This window comes from Pseudomonas asgharzadehiana (assembly GCF_019139815.1).
GTDB lineage: Bacteria > Pseudomonadota > Gammaproteobacteria > Pseudomonadales > Pseudomonadaceae > Aquipseudomonas > Aquipseudomonas asgharzadehiana.
Genome location: NZ_CP077079.1, coordinates 6,077,649 through 6,098,807, shown reverse-complemented (window position 1 = coordinate 6,098,807; position 21,159 = coordinate 6,077,649). Strand labels below are relative to the sequence as shown.

The 21,159-nt window shown below is 61.1% G+C and carries 24 protein-coding genes; 13 read left to right on the top strand and 11 right to left on the bottom strand.

The window, feature by feature from the left end; genetic code table 11:
• Nucleotides 1-45: 45 nt before the first annotated feature.
• The gene (locus KSS96_RS27850; RefSeq protein ID WP_017526840.1) at nucleotides 46-306 is read right to left on the bottom strand and encodes an accessory factor UbiK family protein; all 261 of its coding nucleotides are present in this window, start codon (nucleotides 304-306) and stop codon (nucleotides 46-48) included.
• A gap of 422 nt (nucleotides 307-728) precedes the next feature.
• Here KSS96_RS27850 and glnK point away from each other — a divergent pair, with 422 nt between their 5' ends.
• From glnK to sutA, 4 genes are all read left to right on the top strand, one after another.
• Complete coding sequence (gene glnK / locus KSS96_RS27845; protein WP_002555808.1) at nucleotides 729-1,067, top strand: P-II family nitrogen regulator; 339 nt, start codon at nucleotides 729-731, stop codon at nucleotides 1,065-1,067.
• Between the two features lie 34 nt (nucleotides 1,068-1,101).
• Nucleotides 1,102-2,439, top strand: coding sequence for an ammonium transporter (locus KSS96_RS27840; protein WP_017526841.1), 1,338 nt, complete (start codon nucleotides 1,102-1,104; stop codon nucleotides 2,437-2,439).
• 210 nt (nucleotides 2,440-2,649) lie between these two features.
• Nucleotides 2,650-3,075: a secondary thiamine-phosphate synthase enzyme YjbQ gene (locus KSS96_RS27835; protein WP_017526842.1), complete on the top strand. Its 426-nt coding sequence runs from the start codon at nucleotides 2,650-2,652 to the stop codon at nucleotides 3,073-3,075.
• A 102-nt stretch (nucleotides 3,076-3,177) separates the two neighbouring features.
• Complete coding sequence (sutA, locus tag KSS96_RS27830; protein WP_017526843.1) at nucleotides 3,178-3,513, top strand: dormancy-specific transcriptional regulator SutA; 336 nt, start codon at nucleotides 3,178-3,180, stop codon at nucleotides 3,511-3,513.
• 194 nt (nucleotides 3,514-3,707) lie between these two features.
• Here sutA and KSS96_RS27825 read toward each other — a convergent pair whose 3' ends face one another.
• From KSS96_RS27825 to lptM, 6 genes are read right to left on the bottom strand one after another with little or no spacing between them, the layout of a single operon-like run.
• On the bottom strand, nucleotides 3,708-4,403 hold the full coding sequence (locus tag KSS96_RS27825; RefSeq protein ID WP_065879264.1) for an HAD family hydrolase: 696 nt from the start codon (nucleotides 4,401-4,403) through the stop codon (nucleotides 3,708-3,710).
• Complete coding sequence (xerC, locus tag KSS96_RS27820; protein WP_065879265.1) at nucleotides 4,400-5,299, bottom strand: tyrosine recombinase XerC; 900 nt, start codon at nucleotides 5,297-5,299, stop codon at nucleotides 4,400-4,402. Before xerC ends, KSS96_RS27825 begins: the two co-directional genes overlap by 4 nt.
• A gap of 2 nt (nucleotides 5,300-5,301) precedes the next feature.
• Nucleotides 5,302-6,018: a DUF484 family protein gene (locus KSS96_RS27815; protein ID WP_065879266.1), complete on the bottom strand. Its 717-nt coding sequence runs from the start codon at nucleotides 6,016-6,018 to the stop codon at nucleotides 5,302-5,304.
• Between the two features lie 13 nt (nucleotides 6,019-6,031).
• The gene (gene dapF, locus KSS96_RS27810) at nucleotides 6,032-6,862 is read right to left on the bottom strand and encodes a diaminopimelate epimerase (RefSeq protein WP_065879267.1); all 831 of its coding nucleotides are present in this window, start codon (nucleotides 6,860-6,862) and stop codon (nucleotides 6,032-6,034) included.
• A 3-nt stretch (nucleotides 6,863-6,865) separates the two neighbouring features.
• Nucleotides 6,866-8,113 carry a diaminopimelate decarboxylase gene (gene lysA / locus KSS96_RS27805; protein WP_068935965.1) on the bottom strand — a complete coding sequence of 416 codons (1,248 nt, stop codon included), beginning with the start codon at nucleotides 8,111-8,113 and terminating at the stop codon, nucleotides 6,866-6,868.
• 9 nt (nucleotides 8,114-8,122) lie between these two features.
• Complete coding sequence (gene lptM / locus KSS96_RS27800; protein ID WP_017526849.1) at nucleotides 8,123-8,293, bottom strand: LPS translocon maturation chaperone LptM; 171 nt, start codon at nucleotides 8,291-8,293, stop codon at nucleotides 8,123-8,125.
• A gap of 238 nt (nucleotides 8,294-8,531) precedes the next feature.
• On the opposite strand from lptM, the gene cyaY reads away from it, so the two are divergent.
• From cyaY to rnk, 3 genes are all read left to right on the top strand, one after another.
• Nucleotides 8,532-8,864 (top strand): iron donor protein CyaY, encoded by a 333-nt coding sequence (cyaY, locus tag KSS96_RS27795; protein ID WP_017526850.1) that lies wholly within the window; start codon nucleotides 8,532-8,534, stop codon nucleotides 8,862-8,864.
• 2 nt (nucleotides 8,865-8,866) lie between these two features.
• A complete protein-coding gene (locus KSS96_RS27790; protein WP_026067180.1) occupies nucleotides 8,867-9,085 on the top strand; it encodes a DUF1289 domain-containing protein in 219 nt (72 codons plus the stop codon).
• 131 nt (nucleotides 9,086-9,216) lie between these two features.
• Complete coding sequence (gene rnk / locus KSS96_RS27785) at nucleotides 9,217-9,630, top strand: nucleoside diphosphate kinase regulator (protein ID WP_017526852.1); 414 nt, start codon at nucleotides 9,217-9,219, stop codon at nucleotides 9,628-9,630.
• Between the two features lie 10 nt (nucleotides 9,631-9,640).
• Here the strand turns inward: rnk and KSS96_RS27780 are convergent, their stop codons facing one another.
• The 3 genes from KSS96_RS27780 to KSS96_RS27770 all read right to left on the bottom strand — a co-directional run bounded on the left by KSS96_RS27780 (nucleotide 9,641) and on the right by KSS96_RS27770 (nucleotide 13,275).
• Nucleotides 9,641-12,481, bottom strand: coding sequence for a class I adenylate cyclase (locus KSS96_RS27780; protein WP_065879269.1), 2,841 nt, complete (start codon nucleotides 12,479-12,481; stop codon nucleotides 9,641-9,643).
• Nucleotides 12,482-12,640: 159 nt separating this feature from the next.
• The gene (locus tag KSS96_RS27775; RefSeq protein ID WP_003195403.1) at nucleotides 12,641-12,895 is read right to left on the bottom strand and encodes a TIGR02647 family protein; all 255 of its coding nucleotides are present in this window, start codon (nucleotides 12,893-12,895) and stop codon (nucleotides 12,641-12,643) included.
• Between the two features lie 95 nt (nucleotides 12,896-12,990).
• Entirely contained in the window at nucleotides 12,991-13,275 is a 285-nt protein-coding gene (locus tag KSS96_RS27770; protein WP_017526854.1) for a hypothetical protein, read from the bottom strand.
• Between the two features lie 125 nt (nucleotides 13,276-13,400).
• On the opposite strand from KSS96_RS27770, the gene KSS96_RS27765 reads away from it, so the two are divergent.
• Nucleotides 13,401-14,060 (top strand): glutathione S-transferase family protein, encoded by a 660-nt coding sequence (locus KSS96_RS27765; protein ID WP_017526855.1) that lies wholly within the window; start codon nucleotides 13,401-13,403, stop codon nucleotides 14,058-14,060.
• Nucleotides 14,061-14,124: 64 nt separating this feature from the next.
• On the opposite strand, the gene argH is transcribed toward KSS96_RS27765, so the two are convergent.
• A complete protein-coding gene (gene argH / locus KSS96_RS27760; RefSeq protein ID WP_017526856.1) occupies nucleotides 14,125-15,519 on the bottom strand; it encodes an argininosuccinate lyase in 1,395 nt (464 codons plus the stop codon).
• Between the two features lie 502 nt (nucleotides 15,520-16,021).
• Between argH and KSS96_RS27755 the strand changes: the two genes are divergently transcribed.
• The 5 genes from KSS96_RS27755 to KSS96_RS27735 all read left to right on the top strand — a co-directional run bounded on the left by KSS96_RS27755 (nucleotide 16,022) and on the right by KSS96_RS27735 (nucleotide 21,010).
• Nucleotides 16,022-16,768 (top strand): LytR/AlgR family response regulator transcription factor, encoded by a 747-nt coding sequence (locus tag KSS96_RS27755; protein WP_217855552.1) that lies wholly within the window; start codon nucleotides 16,022-16,024, stop codon nucleotides 16,766-16,768.
• Nucleotides 16,769-16,906: 138 nt separating this feature from the next.
• Nucleotides 16,907-17,848, top strand: a complete 942-nt coding sequence (gene hemC, locus KSS96_RS27750; protein WP_017526858.1) for a hydroxymethylbilane synthase — start codon at nucleotides 16,907-16,909, stop codon at nucleotides 17,846-17,848.
• Nucleotides 17,845-18,594, top strand: coding sequence for a uroporphyrinogen-III synthase (locus KSS96_RS27745; RefSeq protein ID WP_217855550.1), 750 nt, complete (start codon nucleotides 17,845-17,847; stop codon nucleotides 18,592-18,594). Before hemC ends, KSS96_RS27745 begins: the two co-directional genes overlap by 4 nt.
• A 41-nt stretch (nucleotides 18,595-18,635) precedes the next feature.
• A complete protein-coding gene (locus KSS96_RS27740; protein ID WP_065879271.1) occupies nucleotides 18,636-19,763 on the top strand; it encodes a uroporphyrinogen-III C-methyltransferase in 1,128 nt (375 codons plus the stop codon).
• A 5-nt stretch (nucleotides 19,764-19,768) separates the two neighbouring features.
• Nucleotides 19,769-21,010, top strand: a complete 1,242-nt coding sequence (locus KSS96_RS27735) for a heme biosynthesis protein HemY (RefSeq protein WP_017526861.1) — start codon at nucleotides 19,769-19,771, stop codon at nucleotides 21,008-21,010.
• Nucleotides 21,011-21,159: the final 149 nt, after the last annotated feature.

Sequence of the window (21,159 nt, the reverse complement as noted above, 5' to 3'; positions counted from 1 at the left end):
GACGCGCGTGTGGAGGGAGCCAGCCCCCTTCCACACGGGCTGCGTTTATTCAGCGGGTGGTGTTAACCGCGCTTCCAACTCCGCGACTTTCGCTTCCAGGCTCTCCAGCCGCGCACGCGTGCGGGCCAGCACCACCATTTGGCTATCAAACTCTTCTCGGCTTACCAGGTCGAGCTTGCTGAAGCCACTTTGCAGCAAGGCCTTGAACTGGCTTTCGATTTCATTGCGGGGCAGCGGGGTTTCGCCGCTGAACAGGCGAGAGGCATGGCCGCTCAGGGCGTCGAGGAGGTCTTTGGGCGCGAGCATGGGAAATATTCCGGAAAACTGTTGGCGGGCAGTGTATCACGCAGCGTCTATAGTCTTTTTCACGGCCTGCGGCGCACGCTTTTCGCGCATCGCGCCGGACGGCGGCGCACTGTTTTCGTGCGCATTGCGGCCGCCAGACAGCCCTGCGGGTGGGCTTAAGTGGGCAATGGACTGATTTCAGTGGTTTTTACGGAGCTGGCAAGGTTTCTGCTTAGACGATCATGACCCATGCACTGATGCAGTCGCTGTGACGAATGCAGTGCGCCGACGGATCAGGGGTACAGGTTTCGTCACCAGTGGTTAGCTGGCGTCGCAATGGCAACTGCCCTTGCGACGATGCGTTACAAAGCCAGGCACTGCGCTTAGACTTGAGACGGGTTTGTTTTCCTGGGGCAAGTCCACCAATTCGGGAGAGAGTTTTCATGAAGCTAGTCACTGCCATCATCAAGCCGTTCAAGTTGGACGATGTACGCGAGTCACTGTCCGAGATCGGCGTGCAGGGCATTACCGTTACTGAGGTCAAGGGCTTCGGTCGGCAGAAGGGTCACACCGAGCTGTATCGCGGCGCGGAATACGTAGTCGATTTCCTGCCGAAGGTGAAGATCGATGTCGCTATTGACGACAAGGATCTTGACCGGGTTATCGAGGCGATAACCAAGGCCGCCAACACCGGCAAGATCGGTGACGGCAAGATCTTCGTGGTCAATCTGGAACAGGCGATTCGCATCCGTACCGGCGAAACCGATACCGACGCAATCTAAGCCGCCAAACCCCAACGCCCCAGGAGAAAACAATATGACTCTGCGTAAATTCGCAGGGCTCGGAGCCCTGTTGTCCATCGTAATGCCAAGCCTGGCCATGGCGGCAGACGAAGTGGCTGCTCCAGTCCTCAACTCCGGCGACACCGCCTGGATGCTGACCGCCACCGCACTGGTGCTGTTCATGACCATCCCGGGCCTGGCGCTGTTTTACGGCGGCATGGTCCGCTCCAAGAATATTCTGTCGGTGATGATGCAGTGCTTCGCCATCACTGGCCTGATCAGCATCCTGTGGGTCATCTACGGTTACAGCATCGCGTTCGATACCACCGGTATGGAGCAGGGCGTAGTCAACTTCAATTCCTTCTTCGGCGGCATGGGCAAGGCGTTCCTGGCGGGTGTCACTCCGGCCAGCATCACCGGGCCTGCGGCGCTGTTCCCGGAAGCGGTGTTCATCACTTTCCAGATGACCTTCGCCATCATCACCCCGGCGCTGATCGTCGGTGCGTTCGCTGAGCGTATGAAGTTTTCCGCAATGCTGATTTTCATGGGCATCTGGTTCACGCTGGTCTATGCGCCGATCGCGCACATGGTCTGGAGCGGCAACGGTGGCCTGATGTGGGACTGGGGCGTGCTGGACTTCGCCGGCGGCACCGTGGTGCACATCAACGCCGGTGTGGCCGGCCTGGTAGCTTGCCTGGTACTCGGCAAGCGCAAGGGCTTCCCGACCACACCGATGGCCCCGCACAACCTCGGTTACACCCTGATCGGTGCGGCCATGCTGTGGATCGGCTGGTTCGGCTTCAACGCCGGCTCGGCTGTGGCGGCCAACGGCACTGCGGGCATGGCGATGCTGGTGACTCAGATTGCAACTGCCGCTGCGGCGCTGGGCTGGATGTTCGCCGAGTGGATCACTCACGGTAAGCCAAGCGCACTGGGCATCGCCTCGGGTGTGGTGGCTGGCCTGGTCGCGATCACGCCGGCCGCCGGCACCGTGGGCCCGATGGGCGCACTGATCATCGGCCTGGCGGCGGGTGTGGTGTGCTTCTTCTGTGCCACTACTCTCAAGCGCAAGCTGGGCTACGACGATTCCCTGGATGCCTTCGGCGTACACGGCATTGGCGGTATTCTCGGCGCGATCCTTACCGGTGTATTCGCAGCCCCTTCTCTGGGCGGTTTCGGCACCGTGACTGATATCGCGGCTCAAGTCTGGATCCAGTGCAAAGGCGTCGGTTTCACCGTGATCTACACGGCCATCGTCACCTACATCATCCTGAAGGTGCTGGACATGGTCATGGGCCTGCGTGTCAGCGAAGAGGAGGAGGCTGTTGGCCTCGACCTGGCGCAACACAACGAACGCGGCTACAACTTGTAAGTACGCGAAAAAAAGATGCCCGGCTTGCCGGGCATTTTTTTGTCTGGCGTTTGTCAGTCATAACAAGCTGTGCCGGTTTTACGTCGAGTTTGTGATAGGACGCACACGGCACTTTTTAGCGTGCGAATGTCTTACAGGCATGTAGGCGTATTCGGCACTTTGTTTTTTCCCAGAGCGCGCTAGAATGCGCGCCGATGGGCGGAGAACTGTATGTGGCAACAGACCCTGATAACCCTGCGGGCCAAGCCTCGGGGCTTTCACCTGGTAACCGATGAGTTGCTTGCCGGCCTGCCTGAGTTGAAGGCGTGTCGTGTGGGCCTGTTGCACCTGTGGTTGCAGCACACTTCGGCCTCGTTGAGTGTCAACGAGAATGCCGACCCGGCGGTTCGCCGTGACTTTGAGCGTTTTTTCAACTCGCTGGTGCCGCAAGGCCGGGCAGGTTTCGAGCACAACGACGAAGGTCCGGATGATCTGCCGGCGCATTTCAAGGCCAGTCTCCTGGGCTGCCAGCTGAGTTTGCCGGTGAAGGCCGGCCGCTTGGCGATGGGGACCTGGCAAGGTGTTTATCTGGGCGAGCACCGTGATCATGGCGGTGCTCGTAAAGTCCTCGCCACCTTGCACGGTGATGAGGCATAGGCCACTGGTTATCCGGTGGACGTTGATTTTTTTCCGGCAGCCTCGACAGAGGATGAAGCTGGGCTATAACTAATCTGCTTTTCGCAAGTCATGAGGTAGAACATGAGCGACGATGATCTGGAAAACGACGACCTTGAAGTAGGTGAGGACGACGAGGCTGAAGACGGTCTTGATGCGGCAGCAGTTGACGACGTTGCTGAGGACGCCGATGAAAGTGGTGGCGACGACGCCGCGCCCAAGGCCAAAGGCAAAGCCAAGGCTGCTGTTTCGGTAGATGAACTGCCGAGCGTTGAGGCCAAGAACAAAGAGCGCGATGCCCTGGCCCGCGCGATGGAAGAGTTTCTTGCCAAAGGCGGCAAAGTGGTCGAAGTCGAGCCCAATGTGGTTGCCGACCCGCCCAAGAAGCCGGATAACAAGTACGGCAGCCGACCTATCTAAGCTCTGCCACCTGCTTGTCAGAAAACGCCCGCCGTCGCTGCGGGCTTTTTCATGGCTGATGATTTATCCGGGCCTTGTGGTGTTCTAACTGTGGGAGGGGGCTTGCTCCCGATAGCGGCAGGTCAGTCGACTCCTCCATCGACTGTCACTCTCCTATCGGGAGCAAGCCCCCTCCCACATTTTGATCGACAGTGTTACTGCCAACTCTGCAGCAACGCAGGCAACTCCGTCAGGCTACGAATTTCTGCATCCGGGCGCTTTGATGCTTCCCACACTTTGCCCGTCGGGTTAAACCACACCGCCCGCAACCCGGCCAGCTGTGCCCCGGCGATGTCATCCCCAGGGTGATCGCCTACATGCACTGCCGCACCGGCGTCCACGCCACCGCGCTGCAACGCCTCTTCAAACAAGCGCGCATCCGGCTTGGCGATGCCGATATCTTCGGCACGTAGCGCGAAGTGAAAATAGTCCGCCAGGCCCACGCGCTGCACATCCGCATTGCCGTTGGTGATCACCCCCAGCAAAAAGTGCTGGCGCAGGGCTTTCAACATGGGCTCGGCTTCAGGGAATACGGTGAGTTGATGGCGCGCATCAATGAACGCCTCAAAGCACACATCCGCCATTTCCCTGGCCTCAGGCTGTGGATAACCCGCCTCTTCAAACGCGTGGATCAGTACGCGGTGGCGCAGGAGGCTGATGCGGTGTTTCAGCTCGGGGTGACGCTGCAGCACCTGCTGGCGCAGGCTGGCGAAATGTTCCAGCGGCAGGTCGCCCACCTTGGTGGCGTTAATCGCCAGCCATTCGCGCATCGACGCTTCGGCGCTGATGATGACCGGTACGTTGTCCCAGAGCGTGTCGTCCAGGTCGAAGGTGATCAGCTTGATACTCATGAGTCGCCGCCCTTGATGCGTTTGGCCCGTGGATGGGCGCTGTCATACACCGTTGCCAGGTGTTGGAAGTCCAGATGGGTGTAGATCTGGGTGGTCTTGATATCGGAGTGGCCGAGCAGTTCCTGCACGGCGCGCAGGTCCTGGGACGACTCCAGCATGTGGCTGGCAAAAGAATGCCGCAGCATATGCGGGTGCAGGTTCTGGCCCAGTTCGCGTTCGCCGGCGGCCTTGACCCGCACCTGGATCGCACGAGGCCCCAGGCGCCGGCCTTGCTGGCTGATAAACACCGCATCGTCCTTGGGGTTGGCCAGCGCTCGCAGCGGCAACCACAGTTGCAACGCTTCGCGGGCCTTCCTGCCCACCGGCAGCACGCGGGTTTTGCTGCCCTTGCCCAGCACTTGCACCAGGCCGTCCGCCAGGTCCAGTTGGTCGATGTTCAGGCCGGTAAGCTCCGACAGGCGCAGGCCCGAGGAATAGAACAGCTCAAGGATCGCCTGGTCGCGGTGGGCGAGGAAGTCATCCTCCACGGCGCCATCGAGCAATTGCAGGGTGCGGTCGGTGTCCAGGGTCTTGGGCAGGCGTCGCTCGCCCTTGGGCGGAGACAGGCCGTTGGCCGGGTCGTGGTCGCACAGGCCTTCGCGGTTGAGGTAGTGATAAAGCCCACGTACTGCCGACAGCAGGCGCGACAGACTACGGGAAGACTGACCTTGCTGATGCAGGCGCGCGATCAGGCTGCGCAGGCTTTGGATATCCAGGGCTTTCCAACTGGTGACCTGTTGTTTTTCGCAGTACGCCAGAACCTTGTTCAAGTCCCGGCGGTAAGCTTCCAGCGTATGGGGCGACACTTGGCGCTCATTGCGCAGATGCGCGCAGTAAGCGTCCAGTTGTCGTTCCATGGTTAGCGCACCGCGCGCAGGGCGGTGGTGAAGCGTGGCAGGACGCGGCCCAGCACTTCGGCTATGTAAGTCAGAAACAGTGTGCCCACCGAGCTTTTGTAGTGCGCAGGATCGCGGCTGGCGATGGCCAGTACGCCATGCAAGCCTTGATGGCTGAGGGCGACCACGGCGGTGGAGCCGATCTGCTTGCGCTGTTCGGCGCCAAACAGGAAGTCCAGCTCATGCTCGCGCAGGGTGCCGCTGATAGTCTTGCCCTCGGACAACAGCCCGCCAATCGCGGTTTGCGCTTCGCTGCCGCTGACCCAGCGACCCACCGGCATCGGGTTGTCGCTGAACAGGATCAGGCTGACAAACGGCACCTGGAAGTCCTGGCGCAGGCTGTCTTCCACGGCAATCACGGTTTCTTCCAGGCTGGTGGCATCCATCAGGCCAAGAATCAGTCGACGGGTCTTTTCGAACAGGCGGTCGTTGTCGCGGGCTACTTCCATCAGGTGCGAGAGCTTGTGGCGCATTTCAATGTTGCGCTCGCGCAGGATTTTCATCTGCCGCTCCACCAGCGACACGGTATCGCCGCGCTGGTGGGGTATGCGCAGCGCCGGCAGCAGTTCTTCGTGTTCGACGAAGAAGTCCGGGTTAGCCTCAAGGTACGCCGCGACAGCAGCGGCCTCCAGACTTTCGCTTGGGGTAGCTTGGGCGGGTACTTGAGGCTTATCGGTCATTAGCTTGGCTCACTCATAAACGGACCTGTCCTTCGTATACACGCGAGGCCGGCCCGGTCATCAGCACCGGGTGGCCAGGGCCTGCCCATTCGATGGACAAGCGTCCACCGGGCAGGTCGATCAGCAGCGGCGAATCCATCCATCCCTGGCTGATCGCGGCCACGGCAGCGGCGCAAGCACCGGTGCCGCAGGCCTGGGTTTCGCCGGCACCGCGTTCCCATACGCGCAATTGCGCGCGGGAACGGTCGATCACCTGCAGGAAGCCCACATTGACCCGTGCCGGAAAGCGCGGGTGGTGTTCGATCTTCGGGCCCAGTTCATGCACGGGAGCATTGTTGATGTCGTGGACCCGCAGCACGGCGTGGGGGTTGCCCATGGACACGGCGGCGATGTCCAGCGATTGGCCATCCACGTCCAGTGCATAACTGACGGCCTGCTCACTGGCCTGGAACGGAATATCCGCCGGCACCAGGCGCGGCTCGCCCATGTTGACGCTGATCTGGCCGTCGTTGCGGATGTCCAGTTCGATCACGCCGCTCTTGGTCTCGACGCGGATCTGGCGCTTGGCGGTCAGGCGCTTGTCCAGCACAAAGCGCGCGAAGCAGCGGGCACCGTTGCCGCACTGTTCCACTTCGGAGCCGTCGGAGTTGAAGATCCGGTAACGGAAATCCACCTCCGGGTTGCTCGGTGCCTCGACGATCAGCAACTGGTCAAAACCAATCCCGGTATGCCGGTCGCCCCACTGTTTGGCGTGTTTGGGCAGGATGTGCGCGTGCTGGCTGACCAGGTCGAGAACCATGAAATCATTACCCAGCCCGTGCATCTTGGTAAAACGCAGCAGCATGGCTTACTCCGGCAGCAGGCTTTCGCCAGCATACAACTCGGCTACCGTCTCGCGGCGACGCACTTCAAACGCTTGATCACCGTCCACCAGCACCTCGGCGGCACGCCCGCGAGTGTTGTAGTTGGAGCTCATGACAAACCCATAGGCACCGGCCGAATGCACGGCCAGCAGGTCGCCTTCTTCGAGGGCCAACTGACGATCCTTGGCCAGGAAGTCGCCGGTTTCGCAGATCGGGCCGACAATGTCATACGCGCGCGCTTCGCTGTTGCGAGGCGCAACGGCCGTGACGTTCATCCAGGCCTGGTACAGCGCCGGACGGATCAGGTCGTTCATCGCCGCATCGACGATGGCGAAATCCTTGTGTTCGGTGTGCTTGAGATACTCGACCTGAGTCAGCAATACACCGGCGTTGGCGACGATATAGCGGCCCGGCTCGAACATCAGCGTGAGGTCGCGGCCTTCGATGCGCTCGCGTACGGCAGCGATGTAGTCGGCAATCAGCGGCGGCTGTTCGTCGCGATAACGTACGCCCACACCGCCACCGAGATCGATGTGGTGCAGATAGATGCCACATTCGCCGAGGCGTTCGATCAGCGCCAGCAGGCGGTCGAGGGCATCGATGAACGGCGGCAGGGTGGTCAGTTGCGAGCCGATATGGCAGTCGACGCCCAGCACTTCCAGGTTCGGCAACTGCGCGGCGCGGATGTATACGTCCTCCGCGTCGGCAATGGCGATGCCGAATTTGTTCTCTTTAAGACCGGTGGAGATGTACGGGTGGGTGCCGGCATCGACATCCGGGTTGACGCGCAGGGAGATCGGTGCGCGGACGCCCATCTCGGCGGCCACGACTTGCAGGCGCTCCAGCTCGTCGGTGGACTCCACGTTGAAGCAATGCACGCCGACTTCCAGGGCGCGGCGCATGTCTTCGCGGCTTTTGCCGACGCCGGAAAATACGATTTTGTCAGCCTGGCCGCCGGCGGCCAGTACACGTTCCAGCTCGCCACGGGACACGATGTCGAAACCGGCGCCCAGGCGCGCCAGGACATTGAGTATGCCGAGGTTGGAGTTGGCCTTGACCGCGTAGCACACCAGGTGAGGTACGCCGTTCAGCGCGTCGGAGAACGAGCGATATTGCGCTTCGATATGCGCACGGGAGTACACATAGGTCGGCGTGCCAAAACGTTCGGCAATCGCGGACAACGCCACGCCTTCCGCGAACAGCTCGCCGTCCCGGTAGTTAAAAGCGTCCATGGAGTTCCCTTATTCGAAGGTGTCGTGCTTATGCGCTTTGGATGGCTTTTGCGACGATTGCGCCTGTTCATTCGGGTCTTTGCTGTCATCGGGCAGGTACAGCGGGCCTTTTTGACCACAGGCACTAACGAGGCAAGCGACCGCGACGAGCGCAGCAAGGGAAGAGATCAGGCGCTTCATGGCGAAATCCTTGAATATGCATTAATTGCGCCCGAGTATACCGACCACCCGCCAGCTTGCCTATGCGCTGGAATACCCGTCCGGCGGGGGTTTGCCGACACGACTGAGAAGCGGACTACGCTGGTTGGGGATATTTCACGCCGTCAATCGCGTTGAAATCGGTATCCTTTGCAATCGGCGAAGCTCGCCCGTATCGTGCGGCGCTTGAGCAAAACCAGACACTTTTGAGGTTGCCACAATGAGTTTGACCGAAGCCCGTTTTCACGACCTGGTGGATGCCACCCAGGAGAAGCTGGAAGATATTTTCGATGACAGCGACCTGGATGTGGACCTGGAAAACTCGGCCGGCGTGCTGACCGTCAAATTCGAAAGCGGCCAGCAATTGATCTTCAGTCGCCAGGAGCCTCTGCGTCAGCTATGGCTGGCGGCGCGCTCAGGCGGCGTTCACTTCGACTACGACGAAGAAAGCGGCAAATGGCAGTGCGACAAGAGTGAAGAGTTGCTGGGTGAGATGCTCACGCGACTGGTGCAGGAATACACCGGCGTCGAGCTGGATTTCGACGAGATCTGATGGTGAGTGAGCCTGCAACCGTACGCCCGCCCAAGCCGCTGTTCAGCAATGTCAGCCCGGCGGTGCCGTCACCTTGTATCAGTTTGTGTCGGCTGGATGAGCAAAAAGTCTGCCTCGGCTGCTTCCGGCATGTGGAAGACATCCGCGAATGGCGCTCCGCCGACGATGCCCGGCGCCGAGTGATCTGCGCGCAGGCCGCGCAGCGCAAGGCAAACGCCTGAGGCTGTCTTGTTTATTTGTGACGCTGTGGTAGTGTCCGGGTACGCCTCAACTCATCGAGGCCCGTGAGAACCCCGCCTTTTCCTGGCGGGGTTTTGCTTTTTTGTGCAGAAAAAAGGAGTCTGCCTGAATCATGACCACCGCACCGTCCATCATCCTCACCCGCCTTGACGTGCAGCGTCTGGAGCAATTGATCGACCGCTTGGGCGACGAATTCCCCGGCGTCGAAGCGTTGCAAGCCGAACTCGACCGCGCCGAAGAGGTGGTGGGTCACGATGAAGTGCCTGCGGGTGTCGTGACCATGAACTCCAGTGTGCATTGCCGGGAACAAGGCAGCGGCAAGGATTACCACCTGACCTTGGTCTACCCCAAGCACGCGAATGCCGACGAAGGCAAGATTTCGATCATGGCGCCAGTCGGCAGCGCCTTGCTCGGCCTGCAAGTGGGGCAGCACATCGATTGGCCGGCACCCGGCGGCAAGACCCTCAAGCTTGAATTGCTCAGCGTCGAAGGCCAGCCCAAAGACGGCGGCGCGTTTCCTCTGTGAAGGCGTCGCGCTAGATCTGGCTTAACGCCTCGTTGAGCGACAGTTCCAACTCGGCTTTATAGCGCAGGTACAGGTTGCTCGGGCTTTGCACGTCACCGAGCAGGCCCGACAGGTCGAGGTCGGTGATATAGCAGCGGTAGCGCTCGGTCTCCCGGCGCTGCCCGATGATCTCTTGGGCGACCACGGCAAATAGCTGGTCGCCGAATTCCAACTCACAAAACTCCCGCTGATTACAGTACAAGGTGATGCCTACCTGGCCAGGCGAGGCCTTGCCGATAATCGCCTGCACGTCGTAAAACGGTTTATTCGCCGGGTTTTGCGGCGCCGGCCGAGGTTCGATGCTGCGTGCGCGATTGCCGCCAGACGGCAACAGTTGGTAATACAGGGTTTGCACCGCACCCGTCGGCTGTTGCGGGTCCAGCGTGGAAAGCGCGTCGCGACGGTAAATGATCGACTGAAGGAAGCGCTGCAGCGGTGCCAACAGGCTCTGCTCATCATGAAACGGCAGGCGCTGCTGCCAGAGCGCGTTGAATTCATCCAGTACATACAGCTCGGCAAAACCTTCATTGACCCGGTAAAACACTTGCACGCAGTCGGGCATGCCCATGGGCAGCAAGAGTGCCAGGTCATGGTCTTCCAGGGCCATGGCGTCCAAGTGCAGCGGGCTGTAGCTGGCCAGCTCTTCGCTGAGGTAGGCGATCAATGCGTCCCGGGTCGCCAGTGACACGTGGGTGGCTTGGCCCGGTATCAATTCCATCACGTGATAATGCTGCTGCACCTGCAGCAAATAGCGGTGGTTGGACTGGCCCAGCAGCAGGTGCTGCGCGGTCTCGAAGATTTCTTCCACGCGTTGGGCAATGAACTGCGCGCGGTTGTGACAGAAGCAGCGCACCCGCAACCGTGGCAGGTGGTCCGGCGGCAATTGGTTGAGGTAATCACGCAGGCAGTCTAGCAAGGCGTGCGGGCCGTCGTAGCGGCTGACCATGACCTCGTTCCAGCTGTTGAGCGTGACCTGGTCCAGGGTCAGCACCAGGTTGTCGCGCACTCCGGCGTAACTGAGGGAGTCGGTGCGCTCGGTGGTCATCAGAATGTTCAGGTCACGGTGATGCTTGAGCGGGTCGACGCCGACGTTGATCAGCAACAACACTTCCTCGGGCACCGCCGAGCGCAGCAGGCGGACTTCATCGACGCTGCTCAGGGGCAGGGCGACAGTCTGTTGCAGGCTGCCCAGCAGGTTGAACAGCTCGAACTCGGTCATGTCGCTGGTGCCGGGATGCAGCGCCAGGCGCGTGCTGCTGTCGATCACGCCATTACGATGGCACCAAGTGAGCATCTCCAGCAGGTCGCGGCTGCGCTTGATCGGTGCAAAGTGCTCCCATTCCAACGCGGTGAGGTTGCCGTTGTAGAGGCCCCAGTGGTGTTGGCCGGGCTCCTTGCGATTGGGCGAATGCACCAGGGTCAGGGTGTCTTCGGCCAAATCCGGGGCTATACCGGGGTTGATGAATTCGACTTTGCCCGCCTTGCGCTCGAAGGCCGCATACAGGCGTCGCCCAAGTACATTGAGGTCGCGCTTGTTGATCAGGCTGACGGTTTGCTCGGTGCGAGCGAACTGGGTCAGGAAGCGGTAGCTGTAGTTCAGTTCAGCGACCAGGGCGCGGCGTTCAGAGGCGACCTGGCGTACTTTCCACTGGCTGCGGCTGTCCAGCAGGGCCAGTTGGCGCTGGTCCCAGCCCCATTCGTGGGCCAGTCGCTCCAGCAGCAAACGCTGCCAACTGGGGGTGCGCTGACCGGCGCTGAGTTTGCGGTTGACCTTCAGATACAGCGCGCGCCGCACCAGCTCCAGGCGCTCGGGCTCGTTGCGCGCCTTGAGGTATTCCTCAATGCGGCGGTACACCACGATGTACGGGTCCAGCTCATCCAGATCCACCTGATTGGCGAATACCGCCCGCTTGAAACGCAGGCTCAGGCACTGCACGTTCGGGTGTTCGCTGGCGTAGACCTCGGTCAACAGCAGCTTGAGCACCGACTTGTAGGGCGACTCGATGCCCTTGAACAGTTGCCACAGCCCAGCGCCGATGAATTCGCCCGGAGGGATGCGCGCCAGGTGGCCGAGGTCGAGGGTTTCATCAGCGCGGATAAACCGCTTGGAGATCAGCGTGTGGGTAAATTCGGAGTACCGGCGTTCTTCGTACACAGGCACCAACCACCAGATCGGCGTGCGCCCGGCCAGCCAGATGGCGGTGCGGTAGAACTCATCCAGCAACAGGTAATGCTGGGTGGTGCCACAGTCATCGGAGCTCAGTTGGGTATCGCGCTCGCCCAGCACAAAGCGCGTCGGCTCGATCAGGAAGAAGTGCGCCTCGGCGCCCATGCCCAGGGCCCAGGTTTCGAGCAGTTGGCATTTCTTGCGCAGTTCGGCCAGTTCGCTCTCACCCAGACCGGGGGCATGGCACACCCACACGTCCATATCGCTCTGGTCCGCCTGCGCCAACGTACCAAGGCTGCCCATCAGGAACAGGCCATGGATCGGCCTGGGCTGATTGACCGGGCGCGGCTTGTAAGAGAACGAACGGGTCAGGCGCTGAGCTTCGGTAAGGGCCTGGGCGTCGGGTTCGAAATTGGACAGGCCGGCTGGCGTGCTGCCTGACACATAACCGGGCAGCAGCGGGTGATTGACGTGGAAAAACAGCGGCAGCAGGGTCAACACGCTTTGCTGACGCGGCGTCAGCCCCTCGACGGCCCTCGCCATGCGGCCTTCATTGAGGGCCATGAAGCGCGCACGCAATTGGCCCAGCACCTTGCGGTCGATGCCTTCGTCCAGGTCGGGGCGGATTTCATGGGTGCGGGTCATGTCGAACTCGGTGGCTCGCAGGCCCGACGTGGGCGGCCGTGTAGGAGTTTACAGACAGTAGCGTAGGAGGTTTAGAGGGAAATGGTTTTTGGCGTCAATTTTCATCCCGGCAAAGCCCTCGGAATCCGCAGGAGGCGGACTCCATGGGCGGGATGAGTATCAGGCGGCTTCTTTGGTGCTGGCAGTGGTCAGAATCGTCAGCAGAGTTTGGGCCTGCTCGGCGGCGTCCCGGCCAAGGCTGGTCAGGTAGCCTCCGTCCGGTTGATCGATCAGTCCTTTGGCATGGAGGCGCTTGGCAGCGGCGATGGCAGTGGGAGCAGCGGTCTGGTGGACTTTCAGACCTTCCTTGGTGCTGTCCAAGGGAAAGAGTACAAGGATTTCCAGTTCGGCAACCAACTCAGGGGTATACGACATAAGGACTCCAGACTTTCTAAAATTTATTAGAGGCTAGCAGGCCATAAGGTGAACGCACTTTGCCGAACTGTCCAGCGTGTTGCTGCGTGCCGGGATTATTCCTTTTCAGGCGGCAGCTCAGGCAGTGCCCGCAGCGCTGTTTCATACCATTCGGTATTGAAGGCGCGGTCGTCGTCCAGCATGGCGTCGATTTCGAACGCCAGCACGTGAGCCATGAGATTCAGGATTTCTTCACGGTCATAACCCACCAGGGTCAATTTGTTGAAAGTGGCCTTGGCCGCCGGCGGGTTGTCGCTTTCGATCTGGTTTTCGATCGCTTCGATCAGCGTGGTTTCGGTGAATTCTTCTTCGTCGTTGTCGATATCGGTCGGCTCGCTCATGGCAGGCTCCTCAAGGAAAGGGCGCCAGTCTACCCCCATTCAGCCAGGTGATGCTGCTGGTCAGGTCGGCGGCTTGGATCTATAACTCTTGCAGCCAACCCCGCACACGGCCTGGAGGCTTTGCGATGCTCAAGCTTTACGGATTTTCGGTCAGCAACTACTACAACATGGTGAAACTGGCGCTGTTGGAAAAAGGGCTGCCCTTCGAAGAAGTGCCTTTTTATGCCGGGCAAACCCCCGAAGCCCTGGCAATCAGCCCGCGCGGCAAGGTGCCGGTGCTGGGTGTGGAGCAAGGGTTTATCAACGAAACCAGCGTGATCCTCGAGTACATCGAGCAGACCCAGCAAGGGCCCGCGCTGCTGCCGGCTGACCCGTTCCAGCGAGCCCAGGTGCTGGCGTTGTGCCGGGAAATCGAGCTGTACATTGAGTTGCCTGCACGGGCGTGTTTTGCCGAAGCGTTTTTCGGCATGCAGGTGCCAGAGGCGATCAAGGAGAAGTCCAAGGCTGAATTGCTGCTGGGCGTCGGTGCTTTAGGTCGGCACGGCAAGTTCGGGCCTTTTGTGGCCGGGGAGAGCTTTACGATTGCGGACCTGTATTTCATGTACAGCATGAACCTCGCCTTAGGCGTGGGCGAGAAGCTGTTCGGGATGGATTTGCTGGCTGAGTTGCCGAAGGCGAAGGGGTTGCTTGCGCGCCTGAATGAAATGCCCAACGCGCAGAAGGTGGAGGCGGGCAGGCAGGCGGCGATGCCGGCGTTCATGGCGATGATTGCGGCCAAAAAGTAAATGAGGAGCGTCGTAAGACGAACTAAATGTGGGAGGGAGCAAGCCCCCTCCCACATTGTTTGGTTTAGCGGCTGGCGAGCAACGCCTGGCCGCGCACCACCGCTGCCTTCACCTGAGCCGGCGCCGTGCCGCCCACATGGTTACGGGCATTCACCGAGCCTTCAAGGGTCAGTACGGCAAACACATCCTGCTCGATCTGGTCACTGAACTGGCGCAGTTCTTCCAGGCTCATTTCCGCCAGGTCCTTGCCGGTGTCCACGCCGTATTTCACGGCATGACCGACGATTTCATGGCAGTCACGGAACGGCAGGCCGCGACGCACCAGATAGTCCGCCAGGTCAGTTGCGGTGGAGAAACCGCGCAATGCCGCTTCACGCATGATGGCGTGCTTGGGCTTGATCGCCGGGATCATATCGGCAAAGGCACGCAGTGAGTCGCGCAGGGTATCGGCGGCGTCGAACAGCGGCTCCTTGTCTTCCTGGTTGTCCTTGTTGTAGGCCAGGGGCTGGCCTTTCATCAGGGTCAGCAGGCCCATCAGTGCGCCGAAGACACGGCCGCTCTTGCCACGCACCAGTTCCGGCACGTCGGGGTTTTTCTTTTGCGGCATGATCGAGCTGCCGGTGCAGAAGCGGTCCGGCAGGTCGATGAACTGGAATTGCGCGCTGGTCCACAACACCAGCTCTTCGGAGAAGCGCGACAGGTGCATCATCGCGATGCTGGCGGCGGCGCAGAATTCGATGGCGAAGTCACGGTCCGACACGCCATCCAGGGAGTTGCCGCCGACGGCGTCGAAGCCCAGCAATTGCGCGGTGTATTCGCGGTCGATCGGGTAGGTGGTGCCGGCCAGCGCGGCACTGCCGAGGGGCATGCGGTTGGCGCGCTTGCGGCAGTCCACCAGGCGCTCGTAGTCGCGGCTGAGCATTTCGAACCAGGCCAGCAGGTGGTGGCCAAAGGTTACCGGTTGCGCGGTCTGCAGGTGGGTGAAGCCGGGCATGATAGTGCCGGACTCACGTTCGGCCTGCGCCAGCAGGCCTTGTTGCAGGCGGGTGATTTCAGCCAGGATCAGGTCGATTTCATCGCGCAGCCACAGGCGGATATCGGTGGCCACCTGGTCGTTACGGCTACGACCGGTGTGCAGTTTCTTGCCGGTCACACCGATGCGATCGGTGAGGCGGGCCTCGATGTTCATGTGCACGTCTTCCAGGTCGACGCGCCAGTCGAACGTACCGGCTTCGATCTCACCGCGGATGGTGGTCAGGCCGTCGATGATGCTGTCGCGCTCGGCATCGGTCAGTACGCCGACCTTGGCCAGCATCGTGGCGTGGGCGATGGAGCCCATGATGTCGTGGCGGTACAGGCGCTGGTCGAAGGTGACGGAGGCGGTGAAACGGGCGACGAAGGCGTCGACGGGTTCACTGAAGCGGCCGCCCCAGGACTGGTTGGTCTTGTCGGTGCTCATGGGTTCGCTCGTGGTCTGCTTAATAGAGAGGCATGGAAGTGTGCCGGCGATAATAACAGGGTTGCCCGTGGAGGCGGTGCTGCGGGTGGTCGGCATTTTTATTTGTGCAAAGGATGGCTAAGTGCCTTGCCGTCGAACGCGTCCAGGACGAGACTGGAGACAGGGACGAATTGAAACGATATTTGACGATTGAGCAATGTCGTCGCAGTGAGCGTCTACAGTGGACTGATAGTGTGTGAATGCACCAAAGTCGGGTAATGCGGTCAGAACCTGACTATCCATTTAACAGGGGGGTATTCGGATTGTGTATCAGCAAACCCTACGACGATGCCCGACGGCGGCAGGCCATGGGCGCCCTTGAACCGGTCCGGGTAAATTTGGGTGCCGCTGTCGGGGCACTTTTTGCCGCTCGCGCTAGTCTTAGCGTGGATCGCTGTGACGCAAGTCACCGCACCTGTCTACGCTATCCTTGTGCGAGACTCACGCAGGAATCCAGCGCAATATGAATGTCCTGATCGTTGATGACGAACCGCAAGCCCGCGAGCGACTGAGCCGTTTGGTCAGTGAACTCGAGGGTTATACAGTCCTTGAACCGAGCGCCACCACCGGTGAGGAGGCGTTGACGTTGATCGACAGCCTGAAGCCGGATGTGGTGTTACTCGATATCCGCATGCCTGGCCTCGATGGCCTGCAAGTCGCTGCTCGCCTGAGTGAGCGCGAATCGTCCCCGGCGCTGGTGCTGTGCGCCGCTCACGAAGAGTTTGCCGAACAGTCGCTTGAAGCCAGCGGCGTGAGTTTTGTGAGCAAGCCAGTGACAACCGAGGCCTTGCTCAGGGCGTTGAAAAGAGCCGAGCGTCCCAATCGCGCCCAACTCGCTGCCCTGACGCAGCCCGCCGCCCAAAGCGGGAACGGGCCGCGCAGCCATATCAGCGCACGTACACGCAAAGGTATCGAACTGATCCCCCTTAACCAGGTGGTCTACTTCATTGCCGATCACAAATACGTGACCCTGCGCCATGAGGCTGGCGAAGTGCTGCTCGATGAGCCACTCAAGGCGCTTGAGGATGAGTTCGGCGATCGCTTCGTACGTATCCACCGCAACGCGCTGGTGGCTCGCGAGCGCATCGAACGCCTGCAACGCACCCCGCTTGGGCACTTTCAGCTGTTTCTCAAAGGCTTGAATGGTGACGCCTTGATCGTCAGCCGACGGCATGTCGCCGGCGTGCGCAAAATGATGCAGCAGCTTTAGCCTGAGGGCTGTGGCGATGGGTGCATTCCTTATCCCGGTGCGACGTGGCCAGGGAGGCCCCGCACTTGCTGATTCAAATCAAGGCGTATTTGCCTGAGCTGTTATTATCTGCCGTATCTATTCAGTACGGATTGATCTATGTCCTCTCGCGAAATCCGCATCGCCACCCGTAAAAGTGCGCTGGCCTTATGGCAGGCCGAATACGTCAAAGCACGCCTCGAGCAGGCTCACCCGGGCCTCAAAGTGTCTCTGGTGCCCATGGTCAGTCGCGGCGACAAGCTGCTCGACTCGCCGCTCTCGAAAATCGGCGGTAAGGGCCTGTTCGTCAAGGAACTGGAAACCGCGCTGCTGGAAAACGAAGCCGATATCGCCGTGCACTCGATGAAAGACGTGCCCATGGACTTCCCGCAAGGCCTGGGTTTGTTTTGCATCTGCGAGCGCGAAGACCCGCGTGATGCCTTTGTTTCCAACACTTACCAATCCCTGGATGAATTGCCTTTGGGCAGTATCGTCGGCACCTCCAGCCTGCGTCGCCAGGCTCAGTTGCTGACCCGTCGCCCGGACCTGCAGATTCGCTTTCTGCGCGGCAACGTCAACACCCGTCTGGCCAAGCTGGATGCCGGCGAGTACGACGCGATCATCCTCGCCGCCGCCGGCTTGATCCGTCTGGGCTTCGAAGACCGCATCACCTCGGCCATCAGCGTTGAAGACAGTTTGCCGGCGGGTGGGCAGGGTGCCGTGGGCATTGAATGCCGCACCGCCGATACTCAAATACATGCGCTGCTCAAACCGCTTGATCACCCCGACACCGACGTGCGCGTCACGGCCGAGCGCGCCCTGAACAAACACCTGAACGGTGGCTGCCAGGTGCCGATCGCCTGCTACGCCGTGCTCGAAGGTGAAAACCTGTGGTTGCGTGGCCTGGTGGGTGATCCGGACGGCGGCACGCTGTTGACCGCCGAGGTACGTGGGCCACAGTGCGATGCGACGGCCTTGGGTATTCAGGTGGCCGAAGCGCTGCTGGAAAAAGGCGCCGGCACCATTCTGCAAAAAGTCTACGGTGAGGCCGGTCCACAGTGAGCGGTTGGCGAGTGCTGCTGACGCGCCCGGCCGAGGAGTCGAAGGCCCTGGCGTCGTCGTTGTCCGAAGCTGGAATCTTCAGCAGCAGCTTGCCCTTGTTGGAGATCGAGCCGTTACCCGTTACCGCTCAACAGCAGGCAGTCTTCCATGACCTGGGTCGCTACTGCGCGGTGATTGTTGTCAGCAAGCCCGCCGCGCGCCTGGCCGTGCAACGGTTGGATCAAGCATGGCCGTCACTGCAATGGTTCAGCGTCGGCGCTGCCACCGCGCAAGTACTGGCCGACAAAGGCCTGGATGTTAAGTATCCCCCTACTGGCGATGACAGCGAGGCCTTGCTTCAATTGCCTGCGTTGCGCGAGGCTATCGCACGGCCTGATGCGCGGGTGTTGATCCTGCGTGGCGAGGGCGGTCGAGAGCTGCTGGCGCAGCGTTTGGGCGAGAGAGGTGCTAGTGTCGACTATCTGGAGTTGTACCGCCGTTTCCTTCCGGCCTATGACGACCGTGTATTGATGCGACGCATCCAGTTGGAACGCTTGAACGGCCTGGTGGTCAGCAGTGGGCAGGGTTTTTCGCACCTGCACGCCCTGGCAGGCGCCGATTGGCCAGCGGTGGCGCAGTTGCCGTTGTTCGTGCCCAGCCCGCGCGTCGCCGAGATGGCACGGGCTGCTGGCGCAGAAAAAGTTGTGGATTGTCGCGGTGCGAGTGCCGCGGCTTTGTTAGTGGCGTTGCGCAGCACTGCCCCCTGAGGCCGGCCGCTCCCACTCTCTGATACGCAAAGGACGGATACGTGAGCGAAACAGCCTTGCCTAAAGATGAAGCCCAACCCGCACTTGATGCGCCGGTTGAGTCACCGGTCCCCGCGCCGCGCCGTGGCAATGGCCTGGCAATGGTTGCCCTGTTGCTGGGTGTCGCCGGCGTTGCCGCCGGCGGTTGGGGGATCTGGCAGGTCCGTGCCCTGCAAGCCAGCAGCCAGCAACAGCTGGGCCAGGTGCAGACCCTGGATGACCAGTCCCAATCCCTCAAGCAGGGCCAGCAGCAACTGGCCGCGCGCCTGGCTCAATTGCCGCCCGCCGATGAGCTGGAAGAACGTCGCCGCCTGGTGGCCCAACTGCAGGGTGACCAGCAGCGCCTCAGCCAGCGACTGGAAACCGTGCTGGGTGCCAGCCGCAAGGATTGGCGCCTGGCCGAAGCCGAGCATCTGATCCGCCTGGCGAGTTTGCGCTTGTCCGCCCTGCAAGATATCAACAGCGCCCAGGCACTGGTTCAGGGCGCCGATGAAATTTTGCGGGAGCAGAGCGATCCTGGCGCCTATGCGGCGCGCGAACAATTGGCCAAGAGCCTGGCCGCGCTGCGCAGCACCGAGCAGCCTGACCGCACCGGGCTTTATCTGCAATTGGCCGCCCTGCGTGACCAAGTGGTGCAGCTGGCGGCCATCGCGCCTGAATACCAACTCACCGAGCCTGCCTCCGAGGGACGCCCGAGCACCGACACAGATAACCGGTGGGGCCGGTGGTGGGAGCAGATTTCGCGCTACTTCCGCATCGACTTCAACCCTGACGACAACATCCGTCCGCTGCTGGCCGGTCAAGGCTTGAACCAGGTGCGCCTGGCCTTGAGCCTGGCCTTGGAGCAGGCGCAGTGGGCAGCGCTCAATGGTGAGGCGGCGGTGTATAGCCGCTCGCTGGGCGAGGCACGCAGCGTGTTGCAGGACAACTTCAACCAAGACAACCCGCAGAGCAAGGCGATGCTGGCGCGTATTGCCGAGCTTGAGCCCAAGGCTGTCTCGGTAGTGACGCCGGACCTGGCCGCCAGCCTGGCCGCGGTGCAGGCCTATCTTGAACGTCGTCATTTGTCTGCGGACGAAGCCAAGGCGGCGGCCGGCAAGCCGGCGGCCACGTCGGCGAAGCAGGAGTAGAGCCGATGAAGCGTTTCTATGTGATCCTGGTGCTGGCGATTGTGATCGCCCTGGCCCTGGCGGTGGGCGTTTCAAAACACACCGGCTACGTGCTGATTACTTATCCGCATGTGCTGCATTACGAGTCGAGCCTGTGGGCGACCTTGGTGGCGGTGTTTGTCATCGGCCTGGCGATCTACCTCATTCGCGTATTGCTGAGCCTGCTGGGCACCTCGGGTGGCGTGGTCAACCCGTGGTCGCGGCGTAACCGCAGCCGCCGCGTACAGATCGCCATCGAACAAGGTCAGATGGACCTCGCCGAAGGCCGCTGGGCCGCCGCCGAACGGCACCTGCACCGGGCCGCCGAGGCCGAGCGCCAGCCATTGCTGTACTACCTCGGTGCGGCACGGGCGGCGAATGAGCAGGGTCGTTATGAGGAGTCGGACGGTTTGCTTGAGCGTGCCCTGGAGCGCCAGCCCCAGGCTGAATTGGCGGTTGCGTTGAGCCATGCGCAGCTGCAATTGGACCGTGGCGATACGGACGGCGCACTCACCACCTTGCAGGCGATGCACGAGCGGCATCCCCATAACGCTCAAGTGTTGCGTCAATTGCAGCGTCTGCACCAACAGCGGGGCGACTGGTCATCGGTAATCCGCCTGCTGCCCCAGTTGCGCAAGGACAAGGTGTTGCCTGCCACTGAACTGGCTGAGCTGGAGCGTCGCGCCTGGGGTGAAAACCTGACCCTGGCGGCCCAACGCGAAGAGCAAGGCGAAGCGGGTTTGCAATCTCTTGAGCGAGCCTGGCAGCAACTCACCGCCGCCCAGCGCCAGGAGCCGCAATTGATCCTGGCCTATGCCGAACAGCTGCGCCAATTGGGCGCCGACGCCACGGCGGAGGAGGTGTTGCGCGGTGCGATCAAGCGCGGTTATGACAGCCACCTGATCCGGCTCTATGGGCTTTTGCGTGGCAGCGATCCGGCCCGCCAATTGAAGTTCGCCGAAAGTTGGCTCAAGGATCACCCAGCCGACGCCAGCCTGCTGCTGACGTTGGGCCGCTTGTGCCTACAAAACAGCTTGTGGGGCAAGGCGCGGGACTATCTGGAAAACAGCCTGCACGTGCAGCGCAATCCGGAGGCGTGTGCCGAGCTGGCGCGCTTGTTGGCCCAGTTGGGCGACACCGAACGTAGCAACCAGCTGTTCCAGGAAGGCCTGGGGCTGTTGGATAACCGCTTGCTTGCATCTGCGCTGCCAGTCCCTTCCCGGGCTTGATGTAGGAAAGGAGCCGAGTTGAACTCAGATTCATCTGCGAACCAGCCCTGATAAATCGTGAAAACGCGATTTTAAGGGCTTTGCAGCAAACTCCTACGTTCTGTTGCTAGAAGTCCTCCTCCTTCTGGTGGGATGTCCTAACGCTTTAA